18 protein-coding genes are annotated in these 19,277 nt (G+C 71.8%); 7 read left to right on the top strand and 11 right to left on the bottom strand.

All coding sequences use genetic code 11. The annotated features are described in order from the left end of the window. Nucleotides 1–103 precede the first annotated feature (103 nt). The gene (locus AC2EAQ_RS05075; protein WP_484640707.1) at nt 104–796 is read right to left on the bottom strand and encodes a hypothetical protein; all 693 of its coding nucleotides are present in this window, start codon (nt 794–796) and stop codon (nt 104–106) included. A gap of 150 nt (nt 797–946) precedes the next feature. Between AC2EAQ_RS05075 and AC2EAQ_RS05070 the strand changes: the two genes are divergently transcribed. Beyond that, complete coding sequence (locus AC2EAQ_RS05070; RefSeq protein WP_484640706.1) at nt 947–3,523, top strand: ABC transporter permease; 2,577 nt, start codon at nt 947–949, stop codon at nt 3,521–3,523. A 156-nt stretch (nt 3,524–3,679) separates the two neighbouring features. Continuing rightward, on the top strand, nt 3,680–3,844 hold the full coding sequence (locus AC2EAQ_RS05065) for a hypothetical protein (protein WP_484640705.1): 165 nt from the start codon (nt 3,680–3,682) through the stop codon (nt 3,842–3,844). A gap of 84 nt (nt 3,845–3,928) precedes the next feature. Here AC2EAQ_RS05065 and AC2EAQ_RS05060 read toward each other — a convergent pair whose 3' ends face one another. The 6 genes from AC2EAQ_RS05060 to AC2EAQ_RS05035 form a co-directional block, all read right to left on the bottom strand. Next, nucleotides 3,929–4,486, bottom strand: coding sequence for a chemotaxis protein CheW (locus AC2EAQ_RS05060; protein ID WP_484640704.1), 558 nt, complete (start codon nt 4,484–4,486; stop codon nt 3,929–3,931). Nucleotides 4,487–4,565: 79 nt separating this feature from the next. Further along, nucleotides 4,566–6,374, bottom strand: coding sequence for a methyl-accepting chemotaxis protein (locus AC2EAQ_RS05055; RefSeq protein WP_484640703.1), 1,809 nt, complete (start codon nt 6,372–6,374; stop codon nt 4,566–4,568). Between the two features lie 25 nt (nt 6,375–6,399). Continuing rightward, nucleotides 6,400–7,974, bottom strand: coding sequence for a methyl-accepting chemotaxis protein (locus AC2EAQ_RS05050; protein ID WP_484640702.1), 1,575 nt, complete (start codon nt 7,972–7,974; stop codon nt 6,400–6,402). 15 nt (nt 7,975–7,989) lie between these two features. Next, nucleotides 7,990–10,110, bottom strand: coding sequence for a chemotaxis protein CheA (locus AC2EAQ_RS05045; protein WP_484640701.1), 2,121 nt, complete (start codon nt 10,108–10,110; stop codon nt 7,990–7,992). A 38-nt stretch (nt 10,111–10,148) separates the two neighbouring features. Beyond that, nucleotides 10,149–10,511, bottom strand: a complete 363-nt coding sequence (locus AC2EAQ_RS05040) for a response regulator (RefSeq protein ID WP_484640700.1) — start codon at nt 10,509–10,511, stop codon at nt 10,149–10,151. A 27-nt stretch (nt 10,512–10,538) separates the two neighbouring features. Further along, complete coding sequence (locus AC2EAQ_RS05035; RefSeq protein ID WP_484640699.1) at nt 10,539–10,982, bottom strand: hypothetical protein; 444 nt, start codon at nt 10,980–10,982, stop codon at nt 10,539–10,541. A gap of 172 nt (nt 10,983–11,154) precedes the next feature. Between AC2EAQ_RS05035 and AC2EAQ_RS05030 the strand changes: the two genes are divergently transcribed. Together AC2EAQ_RS05030 and AC2EAQ_RS05025 are read left to right on the top strand one after the other, a co-directional pair. Then, the gene (locus AC2EAQ_RS05030) at nt 11,155–12,321 is read left to right on the top strand and encodes a hybrid sensor histidine kinase/response regulator (protein WP_484640698.1); all 1,167 of its coding nucleotides are present in this window, start codon (nt 11,155–11,157) and stop codon (nt 12,319–12,321) included. Further along, nucleotides 12,318–12,953: a response regulator gene (locus AC2EAQ_RS05025; protein WP_484640697.1), complete on the top strand. Its 636-nt coding sequence runs from the start codon at nt 12,318–12,320 to the stop codon at nt 12,951–12,953. Before AC2EAQ_RS05030 ends, AC2EAQ_RS05025 begins: the two co-directional genes overlap by 4 nt. A 15-nt stretch (nt 12,954–12,968) precedes the next feature. Here the strand turns inward: AC2EAQ_RS05025 and AC2EAQ_RS05020 are convergent, their stop codons facing one another. Beyond that, nucleotides 12,969–13,400: a DUF1841 family protein gene (locus AC2EAQ_RS05020; RefSeq protein WP_484640696.1), complete on the bottom strand. Its 432-nt coding sequence runs from the start codon at nt 13,398–13,400 to the stop codon at nt 12,969–12,971. Between the two features lie 41 nt (nt 13,401–13,441). On the opposite strand from AC2EAQ_RS05020, the gene AC2EAQ_RS05015 reads away from it, so the two are divergent. Beyond that, entirely contained in the window at nt 13,442–14,017 is a 576-nt protein-coding gene (locus tag AC2EAQ_RS05015) for a malonic semialdehyde reductase (RefSeq protein ID WP_484640695.1), read from the top strand. Between the two features lie 18 nt (nt 14,018–14,035). Here AC2EAQ_RS05015 and AC2EAQ_RS05010 read toward each other — a convergent pair whose 3' ends face one another. After that, complete coding sequence (locus AC2EAQ_RS05010; RefSeq protein ID WP_484640694.1) at nt 14,036–15,328, bottom strand: hypothetical protein; 1,293 nt, start codon at nt 15,326–15,328, stop codon at nt 14,036–14,038. 106 nt (nt 15,329–15,434) lie between these two features. On the opposite strand from AC2EAQ_RS05010, the gene AC2EAQ_RS05005 reads away from it, so the two are divergent. Together AC2EAQ_RS05005 and AC2EAQ_RS05000 are read left to right on the top strand one after the other, a co-directional pair. Then, nucleotides 15,435–16,190: a sulfite exporter TauE/SafE family protein gene (locus AC2EAQ_RS05005; RefSeq protein ID WP_484640693.1), complete on the top strand. Its 756-nt coding sequence runs from the start codon at nt 15,435–15,437 to the stop codon at nt 16,188–16,190. Between the two features lie 86 nt (nt 16,191–16,276). Continuing rightward, a complete protein-coding gene (locus AC2EAQ_RS05000) occupies nt 16,277–16,636 on the top strand; it encodes a hypothetical protein (protein ID WP_484640692.1) in 360 nt (119 codons plus the stop codon). Between the two features lie 120 nt (nt 16,637–16,756). Here AC2EAQ_RS05000 and kefC read toward each other — a convergent pair whose 3' ends face one another. Further along, entirely contained in the window at nt 16,757–18,568 is a 1,812-nt protein-coding gene (kefC, locus tag AC2EAQ_RS04995; RefSeq protein WP_484640691.1) for a glutathione-regulated potassium-efflux system protein KefC, read from the bottom strand. An 18-nt stretch (nt 18,569–18,586) separates the two neighbouring features. Next, entirely contained in the window at nt 18,587–19,201 is a 615-nt protein-coding gene (gene kefF, locus AC2EAQ_RS04990) for a glutathione-regulated potassium-efflux system oxidoreductase KefF (RefSeq protein ID WP_484640690.1), read from the bottom strand. Between the last annotated feature and the right edge of the window lie 76 nt (nt 19,202–19,277).

Below are 19,277 nucleotides of genomic sequence, written 5' to 3'. Positions count from 1 at the left end.
GCGCGGCCCGCGCCGGGAGGCGCTCGGCGGAATCGAACGCCGCGTTCAGCCGCGTTCAGCGGCGCGCCCGGGCGGGCCGGGATGCGACGGCCCCCGCGAGGGTCTAGAACGCGAACTTGAAGCCCAGCGTGAACAGCTTCGGGCGGCCGTCGCCGCTCTGGCGGCCGTAGGAGCCGTCGATGAAGAACTTGTCCGGCACCACCGTGGCGCGCAGCGCCAGGTTCCACCAGGCCGACTCGCCCTCGGCGCCGAACACCTCGGCCATCGGCGCGAGGCGCAGGCCGCCGACGTCGAAGCCCTCGTGTTCCCAGGCCAGGTTCCAGCCGGTCGCGCTGTCGCGGGCGATCTCGTCGCGGTCGTAGCCCAGGTTGGCGTGGAACACGCCGGGGCCCATCGGCCGGCTGTAGACGGCACGCACGCCGCTGGCGGCGTGGCGCAGGCCCTGGCCGCCGCCGCGCTCCCAGGCCAGGCCGTAGGCCAGCGTCAGCGCGGCCGGCTCCTTGCCGTCGCCGCGCCAGAGCTCGGTCTTGCCGCCCAGCACCCAGCCGGTGGCGGTCTCGCCCAGGGCGCGGGCGCGGGTGGCGGCCAGCGCGAGCTGGCTGGCGTAGCCGATGCCGCAGCCCAGCTGGAGGCTCTGGCCGGTCGCATGCACGCCGGCCAGCGACAGCCGGGAGCCCACGCCCTCGACCTCGCAGGCGCCGCGTTCGAGCACGCCGGCGTCCTCGGTCTGCAGGGGGCGGCCGGCCTGGGCCGGCAGGCTGGCGAGGGCGGCCGTGACGGCGAGGGCCGCCGCCATGGCGGGACGATGGGTGTGTGAGCGTTGCATGGTGTCTCGATGTTCGGTGACGGACATGGTGCGGATGATCGCGCGCGGGGCCGGCCGCCGATCGCCAGGATTGCCCGGCCAACCACGGCCAGTTCGGGAAAGCGCTATCGTGCGGGCGCGATGAGCCGAACCGACACCGACGACACCGCCGACGACACCCTGCGCCCGCCCGGCCCCTTCGTGCTGGCGGCGCGCCAGATGCTGCGCGACTTCCGTGCCGGCGAGCTGAGGCTGCTGCTGGTGGCCGTGACGCTGGCGGTGGCGGCGCTGACGGCGGTGGGCTTCTTCGCCGACCGGCTCGAGCGCGGCCTGGGCCGCGACGCGCGCCAGCTCCTCGGCGGCGACGCCCTCGTGTCGAGCGACAAGCCCACGCCGCAGGCCTTCCTGGACGAGGCCACCCGGCGCGGCCTCGCGGTGGCCACGACCACGAGCTTCCCGAGCATGGGCCGCGCGCCGGACGACCGCGGCGGCGCCTCGCGCCTGGTGGCGGTCAAGGCCGTGAGCGACGCCTACCCGCTGCGCGGCCGCCTCAAGCTGCGGCGCGAGCCGGGGGGCACGGCGCTCGACGCGGCCGGCGCGCCCGAGCCGGGCAGCGTGTGGGTCGACGCGGCCCTGCTCGACGCGCTGCAGCTGCGCCTGGGCGACTCGCTGCTGCTGGGCGACGTCGCGCTGAAGATCACCCGCATCGTCGCGGTCGAGCCCGACCGCGGCGCCGGCTTCATGAGCTTCGCGCCGCGCGTGATGATCGGCCATGCCGACCTCGCCGCCACGGGGCTGGTGCAGCCGGCCAGCCGCGTCAACTGGCGCCTTGCAGTGGCCTCGCCCGCGGGCCGCGACGCGGAGGTGTCGGACTTCGTGCGCTGGGTCGAGGACCGCATCGCCAAGGACCAGTTGCGCGGCGTGCGCATCGAGTCGATGGAGTCCGGCCGGCCCGAGATGCGCCAGACGCTCGACCGGGCCGGCAAGTTCCTCAACCTGGTGGCGCTGCTGGCTGCGCTGCTCGCGGCGGTGGCGGTGGCGATCGCCTCGCGCGACTTCGCCGAGCGCCACCTCGACGACTGCGCCATGCTGCGCGTGCTCGGGCTGCCGCAGCGGTCCATCGCCTGGGCCTACACGATCGAGTTCGCCGCGCTCGGTGCCGCGGCCAGCCTGGCCGGCGTGCTGGTGGGTCTGGCGGTGCACAACGTGTTCATCTGGCTGCTGGCCGGCCTGATGCAGGTGGACCTGCCGCCGCCCGGCCTGTGGCCGGCGCTGTTCGGCGTCGGCGTGGGCATGACGCTGCTGCTGGGCTTCGGCCTGCCGCCGGTGCTGCAGCTGGCCCGGGTGCCGGCGCTGCGTGTGCTGCGGCGCGACGTGGGCGCGCTGAAGGCGACCTCGCTGGCGGTGCTGGCCACGGGGGCCGTGGCCTTCGCGGCCTTGCTGCTGGGCGTGGCGTCGGACCCGAAGCTCGGCCTCATCGCCGTCGGCGGCTTTGCCGCGGCGATCGCGCTGTTCGCGCTGCTGGCCTGGGGCGCGGTGACGCTGCTCAAGCGCAGCGTGCCCGAGGCGCGCGCGCCGCGCTGGCTGGTGCTGGCCACGCGCCAGGTGGCCGCGCGGCCGGCGTTCGCGGTGCTGCAGGTGTCGGCGCTGGCGGTGGGGCTGCTGGCGCTGGTGCTGCTGGTGCTGCTGCGCACCGACCTGATCTCCAGCTGGCGCGCCGCCACGCCGCCCGACGCGCCGAACCGCTTCGTGATCAACATCCAGCCCGAGCAGGCGGCGCCCTTCCGCGCCGCGCTCGAGGGTGCCGGCGTCAAGCGCTACGACTGGTACCCGATGATCCGCGGCCGCCTGGTCAGCGTGAACGGCCAGCCCGTCAGTACGATGGCCTTCGAGGGCGACCGCGCGCAGCGCCTCGTGGAGCGCGAGTTCAACCTCAGCCACTCTGACACGCTGCCCGGCCACAACGCCGTGTCCGGCGGGCGCTGGACGCCGGGCGAGGCCGACGGCCTCAGCGTCGAGGACGGCCTGGCCCAGACGCTGGGCCTCAAGCTGGGCGACCGCCTGGGCTTCGACATCGCCGGCGTGGTGCGCGAGGGCCGCGTCACCAGCCTGCGCAAGGTGGACTGGGGCTCGATGCGGGTCAACTTCTTCGTGATGTTCCCGCTGGCGGCGATGCCCGAGGTGCCGTCGACCGTGATCACGGCGTTCCGCGCGCCCGAGGGCGTGGCTGGCTTCGACAACGCCCTGGCCCACGACTTCCCCAACATCACGCTGGTGGACGTGTCGGCGCAGATCGACCAGGTGCAGCGGGTGCTGGGCCAGGTGATCCGCGCGGTGGAGTTCCTGTTCGCCTTCACGCTGGCAGCCGGGCTGGTGGTGCTGTTCGCCGCCGTCAGCGCCACGCGCGAGGCGCGCGCGCGCGAGTTCGCGGTGATGCGCGCGCTGGGCGCCGGGCGCGGCCTGCTGGGCAGCGTGCAGCGCGCCGAACTGGCCGGCGTGGGCGCGCTGGCCGGGCTGCTGGCGTCGTGCGCGGCCATCGCCGTGGGCTGGGCGCTGGCGCGCTACGCCTTCGACTTCCAGTGGACCGCCTCGGCCTGGGTGCCGCTGGGCGGCACGCTGGCCGGCGCCCTGCTGGCGCTGGCGGCAGGCTGGTGGGGGCTGCGCGAGGTGCTGCGCCGCCCCGTGGTGGAGACGCTGCGCCGCGCCACCACCGAGTAGGCCGCCGCGGCCGGGGTGCGCGGCCCCGCGTCCGTCCGCGTCGGCTGCAGTTCGTCCGCCCCTGCCTGCCGTTCGTCTCAAGCCCGTCGCGCCGTGCCGCGGCGCTGCCTACAGTGCGTCCATCGCATCGACGAACACGCACCAAGGAGCACCGACATGACGAACCGCATCGACACCCTGATCCAGCGCAGCATCGCCCTGGCCCTGTCCGCCGTCGTCACGCTGACGATCCTGGGCAGCATCGACGGCCTGGCCGGCCGCGAGATCGCGCCCGACGCGCTGCTCGCCCAGCAGGCCGCCAGCGCCCCGGCCCGCACCTGATCCGCGCCTTCCCCAAAGCGACAAGCCCGGCCATGGCCGGGCTTGTTTCGTTTCCGGAGCGCCGTCCCGCGACGGCGGGGCGGGTCAGGCCGCGATGGCCTGGTCCATCAGGCCCATCTCCGGGCTGGACATCAGCGCCTCGATGTCGACCAGGATCAGCATGCGGTCCTTCTGGCCCTCGCCGGCGATGCTGCCGATGCCGGTGATGTAGGTCGTGTCGACGCTGGACGAGGCCATCTCGGGCGCCGGCTTGACCTGGTCGCCGCCGAGCTGCATCACGTCGGAGACCGAGTCGACCACCGCGCCGACCACGCGGCCGCGCACGTTCAGCACGATGACCACGGTGAAGGAGTCGATGTCGGTCTTCTCGCAGCCGAGCTTCACGCGCAGGTCGACGATCGGCACGATCGTGCCGCGCAGGTTGACCACGCCCTTGATGAACACCGGCGCATTGGCGATGCGCGTGGGCTGCTCGTAGCTGCGGATCTCCTGCACGCGCAGGATGTCGATGCCGTATTCCTCGGCGCCGAGCCGGAAGGTGAGGAACTCGCCGCCGACGGCGGACGGGCTCTGATGGGCTGCCTGGACGGCGCGGTTGACCTCGTGCTGGGCGACCTTGGCGGCGTCGTTGATCATGTCCATGGGAACTCCTCGCGGGAAAGGGGGCTGCTGTGGCTGTAACGGTTATCGGCGCGGTGGGGCCGGGCTGAAGGGCGCGGGCTCAGAAGGTTTCCCAGTCGCCGTCCGCGCCGGCCTTGGGGGCACTGGCGGGGGCGGCGGCAGCGGGCGTCATGGCCTGCGTCAGCGTCGGCGCCTTGGCGGCGGCCTTGGGGGGCTGCGGCCGGGCGGCAGCGGGCGTGCTGGCAGCGGGCGCGCCGGCCACAGGTGCGCCCGGCGCGGCGGCAGGCCGGACGGCGGGGGCCGGGCGGGCTGACGCCGTGACGGCGGGCGCCGCGGCCGGAGCCGGGGACGCCGGGCGCGGCGCGCCGTCCACCTTGAACGCGGCCACCAGGCCGTTCAGGCGGCTGGCCTGACTCTTCAGGCTTTCCGCCGCCGCGGCGGACTGCTCCACCAGCGCGGCGTTCTGCTGGGTCATCTGGTCGAGCTGCGTCACCGCGGTGTTGACCTGGCCGATGCCCTCGCTCTGCTCGGAGGCGGCGGCCGAGATCTCGCCGATGGTGTCGGACACGCGCTGGACGCTGGCCATGATCTCGCCCATCGTGGTGCCGGCGTCGCCCACCAGCCGGGTACCGGCGTCGACCTTGTCGACGCTGCTGCCGATCAGCGACTTGATCTCCTTGGCGGCCTCGGCGCTGCGCTGTGCCAGGCTGCGCACCTCGCCGGCGACGACCGCGAAGCCGCGGCCCTGCTCGCCGGCGCGCGCGGCTTCCACCGCGGCATTGAGCGCCAGGATGTTGGTCTGGAAGGCGATGCCGTCGATCGTGCCGATGATGTCGGCGATCTTGCGGCTGGCCTGGTTGATCTCCTCCATCGTGGAGACGACCTGCGACACGACCTCGCCACCGCGCCGGGCCACCTCGGCGGCCGAGCCGGCGAGCTGGTTGGCGGTGCGCGCCGAGTCGGCGGTGTGCTTGACGGTGCCGGTGAGCTGCTCGACCGAGCTGGCGGTCTGCTGCAGGCTGCTGGCCGCCTGCTCGGTGCGCCCGGACAGGTCGGCGTTGCCCACGGCCACCTCGGTGCTGGCCACCTGGATGCTCTCGGCCGACTGGCGGATGCCGCGCACCAGGTCCTGCAGCTGGTTCTGCATGCGCACGATGGCCTGCTTGAGCTGCGCGATCTCGTCGCGCCCTTCGACGCTGAAGCGCACGGCGAGGTCGCCGCCGGCAAAGGTCTCCATCTCGGCGACGGCCTGCTCGAGCGGCTTGGTCACCGACCGGGTGATCAGCCAGCCGGCCGCCGCGGCCACCACCAGGCCCAGGCCCAGCAGGACCAGCAGCTGCATCTCGGCGGCCTGCAGTTCCTTCGTGACCTCTGCGCTGTCGTGCTCGACCCGCTCGACCTGGTACTTCGCCAGGGCTGCGATCGACCCGACATAGGCCTGCGCGGCAGGCGCCATGCGCTCGTTCAGCACCCTGGAAGCCCCGGCGGGGTCGCCGGTCTTGAGCAGCTGGAACACCTCGTCGCGCGTGCCGACATAGGCGGTACGCTCCGACGCCACCTTGGCCAGCAGCGCCTTGCCCTGCTCGCTGTCGATGGCCTTGGTCAGGTCTTCCTGGCGGCGGGTGATCTCGGCCGACGTGCCCTTGATCATCGGGTCGAAGTACTCGACCACGGCCGTGTTGTTGCCGGACTTGGCGATCGCGAACGTGCGCGCCGCGTTCAGCTCGGTCAGCGCCCGCCATTCGTTGGCCAGGCCGGCCCGGCGCTCCAGTTCCACCAGGCGCTCCAGGGCCTTCTCGCCGGACACCAGGCGCGAGTAGCCGATGGCCGTCATCAGGGCCATCAGCGCGAGCACCAGGCCGAAGCCGAGGGTCAGGCGCGGGCCGGTCTTGATTCGATTGAGCTTCATGACGTGTTCGAAATGGGGAGGGCGGTCAGGCGTGCTGCAGGCGGAAGGTGGCCACGACACCGGCCAGCCGCGACGCCTGTTCCTTCAGGCTTTCCGCGGCCGCGGCGGACTGCTCCACCAGCGCGGCGTTCTGCTGCGTCATCTTGTCGAGCTGGTTCACCGCGGTGTTGACCTGACCGATGCCCTGGCTCTGCTCGCCGGCGGCGGCCTTGATCTCGCTGATGATGTCGGTGACACGCTGCACCGACGCGACGATGTCCTGCATCGTGCTGCCGGCGTCCTTGACGAGCTTGGAGCCGGACTCCACCCGCTCGACCGACGCGCCGATCAGGCCCTTGATCTCGCGCGCGGCGGCGGCGCTGCGCTGCGCCAGGCTGCGCACCTCGCCGGCGACGACCGCGAAACCGCGGCCCTGCTCACCGGCGCGCGCGGCTTCCACCGCGGCATTGAGCGCCAGGATGTTGGTCTGGAAGGCGATGCCGTCGATCGTGCCGATGATGTCGGCGATCTTGCGCGAGCTGCCCTGGATCTCGTCCATCGTGCTGACCACCTGGGTCACCACCTCGCCGCCGCGGCGCGCCACGCTGGCGGCGGACTCGGCCAGCTGGTTGGCGGTGTTGGCGCTGTCCGAGCTGTTGCGCACGGTGCCGGTGAGCTGCTCCATCGAGCTGGCGGTCTGCTGCAGGCTGGACGCGGTCTGCTCGGTGCGCTGCGACAGGTCGATGTTGCCGGTGGCCACCTCGATGCTGGCCGTGCGGATGGTGTCCGCGGCGCTGCGCACCTGGCCCACCAGGCCGTGCAGCTTGTCCTGCATTGCCGCCAGGGCGCGCATCAGGTCGGCGGCCTCGTCGCGGCCGGTCACGTCCACGCGCTGGGCCAGGTCGCCTTCGGCGATGGCGCCGGCCAGGCGCTTGGCCTGACCGATCGGGCGGCAGATCGACTCCATGTTGATCAGCGTCAGCGGCACCACGAGCACCAGCGCGACGACCAGCGACAGGATCAGCGCGTTGCGCGCCGTCGCGCTGGCGGCGTCGCTGTCGGCCTTGACCTCGGCGGCCTCGGCGCTGATCAGCTCGCTCAGCCGCCCCACCTGGGTCTCGGCGTCCACCGCATGGAACAGGGCCTTGGCTTCCAGCAGCTTGCGCGCGGCGGACGCGTTGTCGTAGCCGCTGGCCAGCACCTGCTTGAACACCGGCTCGGCCCCCTTGGCGTAGTTGTCCAGGTTGGTTCGCAGCTCGCGCAGCACGGCGTTGTCCTCGTCCTCCTCGCCCTGGAGCATGGAGTCGATGAGCTTGTTGACGGCAGCCTGGCGTTCCGCCCACATGCCGTGGTAGCGCTTGGCACCCTCGGTGTCGTCGTAGGACAGCAGCATGTCCTTCTCGTAGCGGCGCAGGTCGCCGATGGCCGAGCGCAACTCGCCCAGCGTGGCCAGCTCGGCCACCACGTGGTTGGCCAGCTCGTGGTTGGCATCCACCAGGCGCTGCCTCGCCCACAGCGCCGTGGCGCCGACAGCCGCCAGCAGCAGCAGCACCATCGCGATGGCGCCGATCATGCGCATACGGATCGTGAACCCGCGCAACAACAGGACGAGCCGATTCATGTCCGTTCCTTCCGACTACTGACGTGCGGCACGCACCAGCGAGCCCATGTCCAGGATGAGGGCGACGCGACCGTCGCCCAGGATGGTGGCGCCCGACACATGGTCGACCTTGCGGTAGTTGGCCTCGAGGTTCTTCACCACCACCTGCTGCTGTCCGAGCAGGGCGTCCACGAGCAGCGCCACGCGCATGCCCTCGGCCTCGACCACCACCATGATGTCGGCCACGTGCTCGAAGTCGAAGCGCGGCACGTCGAACACGCGCTCGAGCTCGATCACCGGCAGGTACTCTTCGCGCACCTGCACCACGCGGGCGCTGTTGCCGATGGTGCGGATCATGCCGGGCTTGACCTGGAACGATTCCACCACCGAGGCCAGCGGCAGGATGTAGCCCTCGTCGCCGACACCGATGGACATGCCGTCCATGATCGCCAGCGTCAGCGGCAGGCGCACCTTGACGCTCATGCCGTAGCCCTCGGCGGAGTCGATCTCCACCGTGCCGCCCAGCGCGGTGATGTTCTTCTTGACGACGTCCATGCCCACGCCGCGGCCGGACACGTCGGTCACGATCTCGGCGGTGGAGAAGCCGGGCGCGAAGATCAGCGCCCACACCTCGGCGTCGGTCAGCGTGTCCGGAGCGTCGATGCCCTTCTCGCGCGCCTTGGCCAGCAGCTTGTCGCGGTTCAGGCCCTTGCCATCGTCGCGCACCTCGATGACGATGCTGCCGCCCTGGTGCGACGCGGCCAGCGTGATGGTGCCGTGCTCGGGCTTGCCCTTGGCCAGGCGCTCGGCCGGCAGTTCGATGCCGTGGTCGCAGCTGTTGCGCACGAGGTGGGTCAGCGGGTCGGTGATCTTCTCGACCAGGCCCTTGTCCAGTTCGGTGGCTTCGCCCACCTGCACCAGCTCGACCTTCTTGCCGAGCTTGCCGGCCAGGTCGCGCAGCATGCGCGGGAAGCGGTTGAACACCAGGGACATCGGAATCATGCGGATCGACATCACCGCTTCCTGCAGGTCGCGCGTGTTGCGTTCCAGGTCGGCCAGGCCGGCGCTCATCTGCTGGCTCAGTGCCGCGTCGAGTGTCTTGCCGTTCTGCGCCAGCATCGCCTGCGTGATGACCAGTTCGCCCACCAGGTTGATCAGCTGGTCCACCTTCTCGACCGACACGCGCAGCGTGCTGTCGACCGTGGGCGCGGCCTTCGGCTCGGGGCGGGCACCGGGGCGCGGCGCTTCCGGGCGCGGAGCAGCCTGGGCCACTGGTGCGGCGGCGGCCTTGTCGGCGGCCGCCACGGTGGCGCCGGGCGAACCGGGCGCGTCGTCGAAGAAGCCGTAGCCGGCCTCGGCCGGCGCCGGGGCCGCCTCCGGCGGGGCGCCGGGCGCGTCGGCATGGAAACCGTAGCCGGGGCCGAGCGGTCCCAGCCGCACCTGTTCACGCGACACGTGGAAGGTGAACAGGTCCAGCAGTTCGTCGTCGGTGCTGGCGGTCAGCACCTTGAAGCGGCGCATGCCGTCCGCGTCGCGGCCGGCGTCCAGCGGCTCGATGCTGCCCAGGTCGGTGATCTCGCTGAACAGCTCCAGCAGGTTGTTGGCGTGTTCCGGGTCGTCGAGCGGGCCGACAGTGATCTCGAGCTGGCGCAGGGCGCCCTTGGCGCCGGCGGCCGGCGCGGCGGGCACGGCCGCCTCGGCCGCTGCGGGCGCCGCGGGACGGGCCACCGGCTGCGGCGCGCCGCCGTCGGCATAGGCCTTGATGTCGGCCAGCAGTGCGGCGGTGTCGATCTCTGCGCCGCCGCCGGACTGGTGGCGGGCCAGCTGCGCCTTGAGCGCGTCGCCCGAGGCGAGCAGCACGTCGACCATGCCGGCGCTGGGGGCCAGTTCGTGGCGGCGCAGCTTGTCCAGCAGCGTCTCCATCTGGTGCGTCAGCTCGGCGACGTCCTTGAAGCCGAAGGTGGCTGCGCCCCCCTTGACGGAGTGTGCGCAGCGGAAGATGGCGTTGAGCGTCTCGTCGTCGGCCGACTCGAGGTCGATCGACAACAGCATCTGCTCCATGCTCTCCAGGTTCTCGCCGGCTTCCTCGAAGAAGACCTGATAGAACTGCGACAGGTCGATGCCGGCCCCTGCGTTGCTGCCCTCGATCGCGCCCATGGCTGGCTGCTCCTTGTGGTTCTTGTGGAGGCCGGGGCCTAGCGGACGACCTTGCCGATGACTTCGATCAGCTTGGCCGGGTCGAAGGGCTTGACCAGCCAGCCGGTGGCGCCGGCGGCGCGCCCGGCCTGCTTCATCTGGTCGCTGGACTCGGTGGTCAGGATCAGGATCGGCGTGGCCTTGAACTTCGGGTTCTCGCGCAGCTTCTTGGTCAGGCCGATGCCGTCCAGGCGCGGCATGTTCTGGTCGGTCAGCACCAGACTGAAGTCGCGTGACTGGGCCTTCTCGTAGGCGTCGACGCCGTCGACCGCCTCGACCACGTTGAATCCGGCGTTCTTCAGCGTGAAGGACACCATCTGGCGCATCGAGGCCGAGTCGTCCACGGCAAGAATGGAATGCATGTTCGTCGCTCCGGGTTCGGGGGTCGTCTAGAAAAGTTCGATCGAGCCGGCGTCCATCTCGTCCTGGGTCACCGGGTTGGGTCGCAAAGGGGGTGCCTCGATGACGGCGGACTCACCGTCCTCGGCATCGAAGGCGTCGGCTGCGAGGCGGTCGGCGCAGTTGCGCAGCCGCTTGTGGGTGTGGGCGATCAGCTGCGAGGCCATGTCCTGGAACTGCAGCGCGGTGATCGCCCGGGTCAACTGCGCAGACAGCTCCTGGGCCGCGTCGGCAGTGCCGGCGTCCTGCAGCGCCTGCACCTTCTCGCTGGCACTGAAGAAGCTCGAGGCCAGCGTGTCGCAGGCGTCGGACAGCAGCGTCTGGAGGCGGTCGAGATCGTTGCTCGCGGTGAGCAGGTGGTCCTGCACCTCCGCGGCCAGCAGCAGGCCGAGCGGCTGGGACTCGCCGGCGGCTGGGTCGGGCGTCGCGATCATGGGGGCGGAGCGTCCTTCGGGTGGCAGTGGACGGTCGCGATGGCCCTGGGGCCGCCGCGACGCGTGAAGTCGTTGCAAGGATTCTCGGTAGCGCCCCGGAAAACATTAGCCTGATCACCGGGATAAAGTCGGCCCAATTCCTCCCCACATGCCGCCTACCCCCCCTGCCGCCATGCCCGCCCACCCGCGCCGGCGCACCCTGAAGCTGCTCCACCTGGAGGATTCGGAAGTCGACCACGAGCTGGCGGTGGCCTGGCTGGCGCGCGACGGCCGCAGCGTCCAGACCCTGCGGGTGGACAGCGAGGCCGGTTTCCGGGCCGCGCTGGAGGAGGACTGGGACGCGGTCCTGTCCGACTACAACCTGCCGGACTTCTCCGGCCTGGCGGCGCTGGAGATCCTCAAGGCCAGCGGCCGGCTGCTGCCCTTCGTCATCCTGTCCGGCGAGATCGGCGAGGACGTGGCGGTGCAGGCCATGCGCGAGGGCGCCAGCGACTACCTGCTCAAGAGCAACATGACCCGCCTGGCCCCGGCGCTGGACCGCGCCATCGAGGCCAACGAGACCCGGCGCGCCCGGCTCGCCGCCGACCGCGAACTGGCGGCGTCGCGCCAGCAGTTGTCCGAGCTGGCCCAGCACCTGCAGACCAGCATCGAGGCCGAGCGTGCGGCCATCGCTCGAGAGATCCACGACGACGTCGGCGGCGCGCTGACGGCCCTGAAGTTCGACCTGGCCTGGCTCGGGCGCCATGCGGCCGACCCGGCGCTGCAGCAGCGCGTGCAGTCGGCGCTGGAGATGGCCGGTCATGCCGTCGAGGCCAGCCAGCGCATCATGCACAACCTGCGCCCGGCGATCCTGGAGCAGGGCTTGGTGGCGGCCTTGCAGTGGATGGCACAGCGCTTCGAGAAGCGCACCGGCATCGAGTGCAGCTTCCGCACCAGCCACGAGCACCTGAACCTGCCGCCCGGCGTGCCCCTGGTGGCCTACCGCGCCACCCAGGAAGCGCTGACCAATGTCAGCAAGCATGCCCAGGCCACGAGGGTCGCGATCGACCTGTCGCTGGCGCGCGGCGTACTGTCGGTGGAGATCAGCGACAACGGCCGCGGCCTGGCGCCCGACGCGCTGGCCAAGGCGCGCAGCTTCGGCCTGCGCGGGCTGCGCGAGCGCGCCGAGACCGTCGGCGGCTGGGTCGACGTGTCCAGCAGCATGGCCGGCACCACGGTGATCCTGTCGGTGCCGGTGTCGTCGAACCAGCGTCTGGGCCGCGACAGCCAGTTCGACGAGGGCAGCCTCGACGACCTGGGCGGCGAACGACACAATCCGTCGGCCTGGGGGGACCTGTGATCGAGGTGATTCTGTGCGACGACCACGCGCTGATCCGGCGTGGCATCCGCGACACGCTGTCCGACGCGGTGGACATCCGCGTCGTCGGCGAGGCCGGCGACTACGGCGAGCTGCGCAGCCTGATGCGCGGCACGCACTGCGACGTGCTGGTGCTGGACATCAACATGCCCGGGCGCAGCGGCCTGGACGTGCTGCATGCGTTGAAGGACGAGTGCAGCCCGGTCAAGGTGCTGGTGGTCAGCATGTACCCCGAGGACCAGTACGCGATCCGCGCCCTGCGCGGCGGCGCCTACGGCTATGTCAACAAGGGGGGCGACCCGCAGCTGCTGGTGCAGGCCGTGCGCACGGTGGCCCAGGGGCGCAAGTACGTCACGCCCGAGATCGCCCAGATGCTGGTGGAAAGTCTCACCGCCCCGGCGCCCGAGCAGCCGCACCAGAAGCTGTCCGACCGCGAGCTGCAGACCCTGGTGATGATCGCGTCGGGCAAGCGCCTGTCCGACATCGCCACCGAGCTGATGTTGTCTCCCAAGACGGTGTCGGTGTACCGGGCCCGCGTGCTGGAAAAGCTCGGCCTGGCCAACAACTCCGAGCTCACGGTCTACGCCATCCGCAACGGCCTGGTCGGCGAGTAGGGCGGTGCGGCGGGCTCAGCGCGTGGCGCGGGCACGCACGCAGTCGAGATAGGCGAGGCCGTCGGGCGGCAGGCCCGAGCGCTGCGACGCCCACACCATCTGGCCCAGGCACTCCATCACCTCGTGGTGCGCGTCGTGCAGCGAACCGCGGCGTGCGGCCAGCAGCTCCACCGCCTGGCGCACGCCGCGCGGCTGGTCGATCGAGCACTGCTCGCTGATGGTGAGGTGCATCGACAGGTGCAGGAACGGGTTGGTGCGGCCGTCCTCCACCGCGTAGGCCGCGGCCACGGCCGCGTCGGCATCGGCGAGGTCGGCGTGGTACTCCGGATGCTCGGCGATCCACTGCGCGGCCAGCGTTTCCATCGGCGACAGCGGCACACCGTCGCGGTGCTTGCGCAGCGTGTCGCAGAAGAAGCGGCGCACATCGAACTGGGAGGGGGCGAACATGGCGCCACAATTGTCTGCTTTCCGGCCCGGACACCGCCGCGATGCAGACCAGCACCGAACGCCTCTTCACCGAAGCCCGCACCCAGAACGGCTACCGGCCCACGCCGGTGCCCGACGCCACGCTGCGCGCGCTGTACGACCTGCTCAAGTGGGGCCCGACCTCGGCCAACTGCACGCCGGCGCGCTTCCAGTTCGTGCGCAGCGACGAGGGCAAGGCCCGGCTGCTGGCCTGCGTCAACCCGGGCAACGCGCAGAAGGTGCGCGAGGCGCCGGTGACGGTGATCGTCGGCATGGACCTCGCCTTCCCCGACACACTGCCCCGGCTGTTCCCGCACACCGACGCGCGCAGCTGGTTCGCCGGCAACGACGCCAAGATCGCCGAGACGGCGTTTCGCAACTCGTCGCTGCAGGGGGGCTACCTCATCCTCGCGGCGCGCGCGCTCGGGCTCGACTGCGGGCCGATGAGCGGCTTCGACGCGGCCCGGCTCGACGAGGCGTTCTGGTCGGGCACCGCGGTGCGGACCAACTTCATCTGCACGCTGGGCGAGGGCGATCCTGCCCGGGTCCATCCGCGCAACCCGCGGCTGGCCTTCGAGGAGGCCTGCCGCCTGGTCTGACCCCGGCGACGGCGCGCCTCAGGGCGCGAGGCGCTCGCGCACGCTGCGCGTGCCACTCGGCAGCGTGGTCTCCAGTCGTGCGAAGAACTGGCCCGGCACCAGCCAGTACACCTCGGTGACGCCGGTGCCGAGCTCGAAGCGCACCTTGCAGGTGTCGAAACTGCCCGCCGGCGTGGTGACGCGCTCGTGCCCGAGGTGGGTGAAACGGTCCGCCGACAGACTGACCTGTCCCGAGGGAAAGTCGGTGATCGCCTCGAGGTAGTCCACGAAGGCGCCGACGGCGGTGGGACGCAGGTCGGGGCGGCCGCTGCGCAGCGAGCCGCTGCCGTCGGGCAGTTCGGTGGCGATCTGGCGCAGGAAACCCACGGCCGGATCGAAGTGCGACGTGCCCTGCAGCGCACCGGTCGTCACGTGACGGCGCTCCACGCCCGTCGACAGCAGCCCCTGCACCGTCGCGGCGCGCGACACGCGGCGTGCCGACAGCGCCTCGGTGGCGCTGGACGCGGTCAGCGTCAGGTCCAGTCCCGCCGGCAGCGTGCTGCAGGCGGTCAGCGTGGGCGTCGAGTTGGCGCTGGCCGCCGCGAAGCCGACGGTGGCACTGGTGGTTGCGAGTTCGGTCAGGTAGGTCTGGCCGCGGTCGGTGGCTGCCGTCGCCAGGGGCCGGTAGTAGCTCTTGACGAAGCCGGCGGCCGGGGCCGAATACGCGGTCTCATCGGCGTAGGGCCGCCCGACAGCATCGGCGATGGCCAGTTGGGTCCGGCAGGCCTGCAGGCGGCCCGACGGCAGGGTGATCGTCTCGATGCCGTCGTAGCGCCAGGTGAGCGTCTCGCTGCCGCCCGGGTCGCCGGCCGGCACCACCACCTGCCACGAGTAGTTCACCACCTGCGACTGCCCGGCCGTGAGCGCCAGCGACACGGTGTGGCCGGCAAAGCGCAGGCGCCGCTCGAGCGCACCGTTGGGGGCGTACCAGTCGCGCGCGACGAGGGTGCTCGTGCGGGCTGCGGCGTCCTCGCGGAAGTAGCGCACCTGCGCCAGGCGGCCGGCGGCGTCGAACTCGCGTCGAGCCAGCACGGCCTCGCCTTCGAACTGGGTCGTTGTCCAGTCGCGCAGCGGGCGCTGGCTGTTCAGGTAGGTGTTCTGCACGCCCGCGACCTTGGCCTCGCAGTCGGCCAATGTGAAGGGCGGCGGCGGTGGCGGGGGTGGGGCCGGGTTGCCGGGGTCGCCGCCTCCGCCGCCGCAGGCGGCCAGCGCTGCGGCCGCGGCGAACAGCGCGCCCAGTCGGGGCCGCGTGGGATCGGGCGATGTCGGCATGTCGGGTCCTCCCGGCTTCTGTTGTGGTTTTGTCGTGCGCTGCGGCGGCCTTGCGTCGCGCGGCGGCCGGCAGTGTAGGGGCATGCGTCCGGGGGTCGGTTAGCCTATGGTCATGCCACTGATCACCGACCCCTGGTTCTATGCGGTGGCCGTGCCCGCCGTGCTGCTGATGGGGCTGGGCAAGAGCGGTTTCCTGATGGGCTTCGGTTCGCTGGCCACGCCGCTGCTGGCGCTGGCCGTGCCGGTGCCGCAGGCCGCGGCGCTGATGCTGCCGCTGCTGCTGGTGATGGACATCACCGGCTTGCGCCAGCTCTGGAAGGAGCGCGACCGCGACCTGCTGCGCCTGATGCTGCCGGCCGGGCTGCTGGGCACGGCGATCGGCACCGTGTTGTTCGGTCTGCTGTCGGCCAAGGCGGTGGCGGGGGTGGTGGGCGCGATCACGCTGCTGTTCCTGGCCCAGCGCCTGCTGTTCCCGCCGCGCCGCGACGCCCGCCCTCCGGGCCGCGCGGCCGGCTTCGTGCTCACGACGATGGGCGGCTTCACCAGCTTCGTGGCCCATGCCGGCGGGCCGCCGATCCATGCCTACGTGCTGCCGCTGCGCATGGACCCCGTGCGCCTGACGGCCACGCTGGCCGTGCTGATGGCCGCCATCAACCTGTCCAAGTGGATCCCCTACGCCTGGCTGGGCCTGTTCGACAGCCGCAACCTCGCCACGTCGCTGGCACTCGCGCCGCTGGCGCCGCTGGGCGTGTGGGCCGGCATCTGGGCCACGCGCCGCATCGACGCCACATGGTTCTACCGCATCGCCTACACCGGCATGGCCTTCACCGGCACCAAGCTGCTCTGGGACGGGCTGCGCTGAACCCGGCAGCGCCGGCAGGCGCCTGACCCCGACCCTGCTCCCGTCGCTGCATTGCAAATGCGAACCATTCGCATTAAGATCAAGGCATGACGAAGCCTTTCTCCCCTGCAACTTGGGCCTCGCAGCAGGCCGAGGACGGCGCCATGGAAGCGGATCTGCCCTGTGCGGCCGGCCTGATGGCGGCCACGCTGGCACTGATGACGGCCTGGGCCGAGCCCGAACCGGGCGACCGGTGCGAGGCGGCACGTCTTCGCACGCTGTTTGCCCGCAAGCTGGCCTGCAACCTCAACCAGTTGCGGGATCACCCGGACATCGCTCATCCGCTCCAGCAGGTGATCGCACGCCTGCATCGGCGCTGGGTGCTGATTGCTCTCGGCGCGGACGATCGGACGCCGGCGACGCCCCTGGCACCGCACCCTCGACCGGCCATGGACCGGCGGCACTGAACCATGCCCAAAGCCCGCAACCACTGGGCCTACGACCTGCTGATGCTGGCGATCGTCGCTTCGATCGCCACCGCGGTGTTCCTGGCGGTCCCGGCCTGACACGACGGCCGGCTCGCGCGATCAGGGCTGGTTCTCGGCCGGTGCGTCGTCGCCGGCCTTGCGCCGGCGCTCCTCGGCCATGAACTGCTCCATCTGCGCGCGGCCGATCTTGGCCATCGCGATCAGCTTCGTCTCGTCCTTGAAGTGCGGCGCGGCCTCGGCCAGCTGCTCGAGGTTGTGGCGCCGGAAGCGCAGCGCCAGGTTGCGGGCCTGGTGGCGCTCGAAGCCCAGGGTCTCGAGCACGCTGCGCGCACTCATCAGCGACGAGTCGAAGGTCTCGCGCTCGATGTGCGGCACGCCGCGCTCGCGCAGCTGGTACCAGTGCTGCACGTTGCGCGCCCGCGCCACGATCTGCAGGGCCGGGAAGTGCTCGCGCGCCAGGTCCACCAGCGCCAGGCTGCGCTCGACGTCGTCGATGGCCACCACCAGCACCCGTGCCTGTGCCGCGCCGGCCATGCGCAACAGGTCCAGACGCGTGGCGTCGCCGTAGAACGCGCGCCAGCCGAAGCGGCGCACCGCCTCGACCTGGTCGCTGTCGTGCTCCAGCACCGTGGGCTGGATGCCGTTGGCCATCAGCAGGCGGCCCACGATCTGTCCGTAGCGGCCGAAGCCGGCGATGATCACGGCGCCGCTCTGCGGCTCGTCGATCTCGGCCATCGCGGGCGCCGCACGGCGCGACAGGCGCGGCAGCAGCCAGCGGTCGGCGGCCACCAGGGCCAGCGGCGTGAGCAGCATCGACACCGCCACCGCAGCCACCAGCAGCGACGAGGTCGGCGCGTCGATCACGCCGGCCTGCTGCGCGGCCTGGAACACCACGAAGCCGAACTCGCCGCCCTGCGCCAGCAGGATCACGAACACCGGCCGCTCGGCCAGCGGGATCGGCATGGCGCGGCCGATGGCCACCATCACCGCGGTCTTGACGACCAGGAAGCCGACGACGATCAGCGCCACCAGCAGCGGCTGCGCGAACACCACCGCGAAGTCGATGCTCATGCCCACGGCGATGAAGAACAGCCCGAGCAGCAGGCCCTTGAAGGGCTCGAGGTCGGTCTCCAGTTCGCGCCGGTACTCGCTCTCGGCCAGCAGCACGCCGGCGAGAAAGGCCCCCAGCGCCATCGACAGGCCCACCGCGTGCATCAGCGCCGCGGTGGCCACCACCAGCAGCAGCGACGCGGCGGTGAAGATCTCCGGCGTGCGGCTGCCGGCGATCCAGCGCAGCGCGGGGCGCAGCAGCAGCCGCCCGCCCAGCAGCAGTGCGGCCACCACGGCGGCGGCCTTGGCCGCGCCGAGCCAGCCGCCGCCGGCGGCGGCGGCCTGCGGCGCCAGCAGCGGCAGCAGCGCCAGGATCGGGATCGCGGCGACGTCCTGGAACAGCGAGATCGCCAGCACGCCCTGGCCGGCATTGCTGGGCATCGCGTTGCGCTCGCCCAGCACCGCCAGGCCGATCGCGGTGGACGACATCGCCAGCCCGAGCGCGGCAGCCAGCGCCAGCGGCCAGGGCACGCCGAAGGCCACGGCGATGCCGGTCATCACCGCCGCGCTGGCGGCCACCTGCAACGAGCCCCAGCCGAAGATCGGCCGCCGCATCGACCACAGGCGCCTCGGCTCCAGTTCGAGCCCGACCAGGAACAGCATCAGCACGACGCCGAACTCGGCCACCGACAGGATGGTCTGCGCGTCGGTCACCAGCTTCAGGCCCCAGGGCCCGATCGCGATGCCGGCCCCCAGGTAGCCGATGATCGAACCCAGGCCGAGCGCGCGCGCCAGCGGCACCGCGACGACGGCGGCGGCGAGGTAGACGAGGCTCGTGGTCAGCCAGCTGGCGTGGTCCATCGCTTCAGCGCCCTCGCGTCATCCGGCGTCGGCCGGGCGGTCCGTGGCCGCCACCGGCAGCACCTCGCACGCGGGCACGTCGGCCATCTCGGGCCAGTCGGGATAGGTGGCGAGCCGGTCGGCGAACACCGCCGCATGCGCCGCGATCTCGGCGTCGCTGGCGCGGTGCGCGCCATGCAGCACCAGCGGCGGCAGGAAGCGCATGCCGGCCAGCGCCGCCGTCTGCTCGTAGGGGGGCAGGAAGGCGTCGAAGAAGTGGCGGTTGGTGCCGTCGGGCCGGTAGGCGTCCTCGGTGCCGCCGGTGGACGTGGCCAGCCACAGGTCCTTGCCGGTCAGCGCCCGGCCCCCTGGACCATAGGCCCAGCCGAAGCCGAACACCGCGTCGAGCCAGAGCTTGAGCAGCGGCGTCATGCCGTACCAGTGCAGCGGATGCAGCCACACTACCAGCTGCGCCGCGGCCAGCTCGCGCTGCTCGGCGGCCACGTCGACGAGGTAGTCGGGGTACAGCGCGTACAGGTCGCGCACCTGCACGCGCCCGGCGAGCGCCGAGCCGGCGGCCGCACGCATCAGCTCGCGCGTGACCCGCGAATGCTCCAGGTGCGGATGCGCAGCCAGGACGAGGATCGACGGCAAGGCGGGTTCCGTTCTTGGGGGTTGGCGCTAGGATCGGTGCGCACAGGCGCCGCTACCATACCTGCAAAAGAGGGAC

It is taken from the genome of Aquabacterium sp. T101 (assembly GCF_057219775.1).
The sequence above is the reverse complement of the archived record's forward strand: the minus strand, read 5'-3'. Positions and strand labels throughout refer to the sequence as shown.